The sequence below is a fragment of the Dietzia sp. DQ11-44 genome (assembly GCF_014145205.1).
Classification (GTDB): Bacteria; Actinomycetota; Actinomycetes; order Mycobacteriales; family Mycobacteriaceae; genus Dietzia; species Dietzia natronolimnaea.
On the sequence record NZ_JAALEC010000569.1, the window covers coordinates 1 to 1,693 of the forward strand.

Annotated in this window: 2 protein-coding genes and 1 pseudogene; 1 reads left to right on the plus strand and 2 read right to left on the minus strand. The window is 71.5% G+C overall.

Features of this window, described 5'->3' with window-relative positions; all coding sequences use genetic code 11:
- Positions 1-452, plus strand: a pseudogene (locus G6018_RS13535) (cation-transporting P-type ATPase); the annotation flags it as partial.
- A gap of 200 nt (positions 453-652) precedes the next feature.
- On the opposite strand, the gene G6018_RS13540 reads toward G6018_RS13535, so the two are convergent.
- Together G6018_RS13540 and G6018_RS13545 are read right to left on the minus strand one after the other, a co-directional pair.
- Positions 653-1,177 (minus strand): hypothetical protein, encoded by a 525-nt coding sequence (locus tag G6018_RS13540; RefSeq protein WP_017838014.1) that lies wholly within the window; start codon positions 1,175-1,177, stop codon positions 653-655.
- On the minus strand, positions 1,168-1,693 hold a 526-nt coding region (locus G6018_RS13545), incomplete at its 5' end, for an RNA polymerase sigma factor (RefSeq protein ID WP_182639888.1). The genes G6018_RS13545 and G6018_RS13540, both read right to left, overlap by 10 nt.

Here is a 1,693-nt window from a genome sequence, read left to right on the forward strand (position 1 = left end):
CGACGGCGATGGTCGGCGACGGCGTCAACGACGCCCCCGCCCTGGCGACCGCGGACCTGGGGATCGCGATGGGGGCGATGGGCAACGACGTCGCGATCGAGACGGCCGACGTGGCCCTCCTCGGCGAGGACCTGCGGCACCTGCCCCGGGCGCTGCAGCACGCCCGCCGCTCCCGCCGGATCATGCTGCAGAACATCGGGCTCTCGCTGGCGATCATCATCGGGCTGGTGCCGTTGGCGCTGGCCGGCGTCCTGGGGCTGGCCGCGGTCGTGCTGGTGCACGAGCTCGCGGAGATCCTGGTGATCGCCAACGGTGTGCGCGCCGGACGCACGCGCCGCGGGCTCAGCCCCGGTGGAGCGACTGCACCCGCACCTCGAGCTCGGTACCGACCGGCACCGAGGCACCCAGGGCGTCCCGCAGGACCGACTGGATCTCCCGCACGCTCTGCCTGACCGGTCGGGAGGGGTCCAGGCTCACCTCGACGGTGACCCTGTTGCCGTCGCGGTCGACGTGGAGACCGAAGTGACTCAGGACCGGGCCGGCCCGCCGTATGCGGGCATCGAGCGCCCGCAGTGAGGTGCCGATGCCGGGTTCTATCCCGTTGACCCCGGGGACGGCGACCACCAGGTCGATCAACTCCGCTGCCGTCGGCTCAGTTCTCATGAAGATCCTCGATGTGGACGTCGACCACCAGGTCGACGAGGTCGAATTCGCGGGCGCACGCACCACGCACCGCCTGTCGGACCGCGTCCGCCAGGGCGGGCAGATCCGGGGTCGACGCCGCGAACGAGACGCGGCACGCGATGCGGCGGGGCAGACCGCGGGTACCCCAGCCCTCGACCGGATCGTGGTCGACGGTGGTCCGCAGACTCAGCACCCCCGGGACGCCGTCGACGGTGTCGCGGATCAGTGTCCGCAGGGCGAGTTCGGTCAGCGAGTAGGGGCCGATGTCGGTGGGAGGCATCTGCACCCGCGCGCCGTGTCGGGCATCCGCGCGGACGGCCTCCGCCAGTGCCGACCTCGCCCGACCGGACAGCTGCACGGAGTCGTCGCCCCGGCTCTCGAGCTCGTCCCAGTCGCGGTGCAGGGCACTGATCTGATCGAGATAGTGCCGGGTGGCCTCGGCGTCGTCGGGTCCACCGGGTCCGGAGGATCCGTCCATGGTGTTCACCGCCATTCCTTCATATATTCGATCACGTGCGTGCGGGCACGCGCGAGGCGGCCCCGTGCGGTGGACTCGGTGATGTCGAGCGCGGACGCGACCTCCCGATAGGACATGCCGTCGATCTCGCGCAGTGTCCAGCAGGACCGCAGATCCGGGTCCATCGTCCCGAGCACCCGGGCCAGGGCCTGCATCTGCGCGTTGACCACGGTGGTCTGCGCGGGGTCGGACCGGGGGCCCTCGTCGCGGTGGACGTTCAGGAGCTCGGGCGGCTGGGCGTCGGTGGAGCGGCGGGCCCGGCGGCGGGCGATGTCGGTCGCCCGACGCGAGCAGATCTGGGACAGCCAGCTCCGCACCGCATCCGGGTCGTCCAGGAGATGCAGCCGCTTCCACGCGGTGAGCAGCGACTCCTGGACCACGTCCTCGCTGTCCTGCCGGTCCCCCAACACCAGGTAGGCGATGCGGAACAGGCGACCCTGGTGGCGGTCGATCAACACGTCAAAGGCGTCGGGGTCACCGTCCTGTGCGCGC

What these genes read in the sequence shown, in the direction of transcription:
- G6018_RS13540 (WP_017838014.1), bottom strand. Translation starts at nt 1,177, where the DNA reads ATGGCGGTGAACACCATGGACGGATCCTCCGGACCCGGTGGACCCGAC.